Origin of the sequence: Armatimonas sp., from assembly GCF_043760365.1 — a bacterium.
Classification (GTDB): Bacteria; Armatimonadota; Armatimonadia; order Armatimonadales; family Armatimonadaceae; genus Armatimonas.
The window spans coordinates 1-2043 of record NZ_JAYUPA010000247.1 but is presented as its reverse complement, the minus strand read 5'-3'; the positions used below and the strand labels follow the sequence as shown (position 1 = coordinate 2043).

The window sequence follows — 2043 nt, the reverse complement described above, 5'->3', positions numbered from 1 at the left end:
TCACCAGCTCTGGTTTTTTCATGCGCGATTTCTTACTCTATTTCCGGCGGCGCAGACGCAGTCCGAGCAGCCCCCCACCCAGCCCAAGCAACACGAATGTCCCCGGCTCTGGTGCGGCATTATTGCCCACGTACAGGGCAAGAAGCTGGCCACGCTCTACCAGCTCAGTGTCACCAGCCGAGGCATGCACTTGAGCATTGAGCAGATACCAGCCGCTTCCCAGAATATCGGTTGCATCAATAATACCGGAGGATTCCTCATCGGTGGTTAGGCTTCCAGGGCCACCCCCAAAGAGTGCACTTGAGAACTCAGCGACTGTGCGGAACTGGCCATTATTGATGTTATAGTTCCAAATTTTGGCGAGATGAGCCTGATTGCCCGGATCTTCCTGAATGAGAATATTGCCTAAGCGATCAATGGTTAAGTTGTCCATCATTTGCTGACCCTCGGTGCCATCAAGAATCATGGTCAGGTTTCCACCCAGAGTGGGATCATTCAGATCGCTATAACGCATGCGCCACAGGCGGCTTCGCCCATTGAACTGATGTGTTGTGACAAAGTAGAAGTCATTAGGGTTGCTGGGATCCCAAGCGCCATCTTCTGGGCGTAGGAACTCCGTCACACCGTTTAAATCGCTGGCGGCATCGAGTGCACTTCCTGCCGTTGCCGAGACATCGCCATGGTTGAAGAGGGTGAAGCTTGTCGAGCCACCTTTGGCAAGCCCTCCAAACGGAGTGGCTGCTGTTTCTGTGGCAAAGCCCCCCACTTTGATCCCATAGAGACTACCGTTGGTCAGGCCTGCCTTCTCGATATCGGAGCCCGTGTTGGTCTTCGTACCCACGTAGAGGTAGGTCTGCCCTGGCGTGGCATCGTCGGTGCCCATCACGAGAGTCTTATTCTGTGCAAAAGGGTTAGCGACCGAGTTCTCCCAGCTAAATTTCCCCAATCGTGGTAGATCAAAAGCTTTTCGAGCATCGGGGCCATTGACTACCCAAGCAAAAGCACGACCCTCTGGGCCTGTCTCTTCCCCGTTCATAAAGATGCGGTTTTGTGTTCCCAGGCCTGTATTGGCATTGTAGAAAGCACTCGTCACCGGCAGATCTGCGGAACAGAGACGAGAGATCGCGCTGGTTCCCGCTCCCGAGATAGTCACGGAGGTCGCCAGATCACGCCCTGAATTCACAGTGAAGGTGTTTGTATTCGCGTCGATATTCCACTGCGAGACAAAAGCGCCCTTCTGGCCATGGGCTCGGTTAACTCCTGCTGTCGCAACAAGCTCATGGTTGACGAGTAGCGAGAACGTGCCATCCCCATTGCCATAGGCCCCTTGCCCATCAGGAATGCCGACGAGGCGGTAGCCGCCAATACTATCGCCGACGGTGAGAATTGAGATTGTCTTGACATCCGAAGCGGTTGGGAGAATATAAGCGGCTGTTGTGGTGCTGGAGCCTGTGAGCTGGGCATAGGCGGCTGTGGGAACTACCCAGAGAGTAGCTGCAAGAGCGAGAGAAAGAGGCTGACGCATGATAAGACGATGTCCTTTTCGATAAGCGAAATTAGAAAACTAACACAGCAATCATAGCAGATAACTGCTCTCTTGAAATTAAGGGGGAGTAAACCTGAAATTAAGTCTCGATTAACTCTTTAGCCACACGCTCGGCCAGCCCGAAGCTCAGCGTCATTCCTGCGCCGCCCACGCCCGTGACCAGCGTGACACGGTCTTCTGGGTGTGCGATGAGCCAGGGCTGCGTTTTGTGTTTCAAATAAAAACCCTGCCAGCGCGAGGCGATCTGGCAGTGAGGGGCTTCTAAGAATATCGCTAGGTAGTTGAGTACCAGCGTGTCAATATGCTCGTTGTTAAAGACTGATACCTCTTGGTCGTACTCGTGGCTGTCGCCCAGAGTCAGCTCACCGTGGCCGTTTTGTGAGACCAGAACGTGGATACCGTAGCGCTCGTACTCAGCATACTCTGCATGGAGGCGCGCTTTGAGCGCCGCCAGGCTCGGGCAGCTTTGAAAAGACTCGTAGTGCGCCAGAGTGAGT

General features: G+C 54.0%; 2 protein-coding genes. Both read right to left on the bottom strand.

Going from position 1 to position 2043, the window contains the following annotated elements; genetic code table 11:
- Positions 1-37: 37 nt before the first annotated feature.
- Entirely contained in the window at positions 38-1525 is a 1488-nt protein-coding gene (locus ACH2EH_RS06000) for an alkaline phosphatase PhoX (RefSeq protein ID WP_395139892.1), read from the bottom strand.
- 100 nt (positions 1526-1625) lie between these two features.
- Positions 1626-2043, bottom strand: a 418-nt coding sequence (locus ACH2EH_RS05995; RefSeq protein WP_395139890.1) for an FAD-dependent oxidoreductase, incomplete at its 5' end; no start/stop codon positions are given.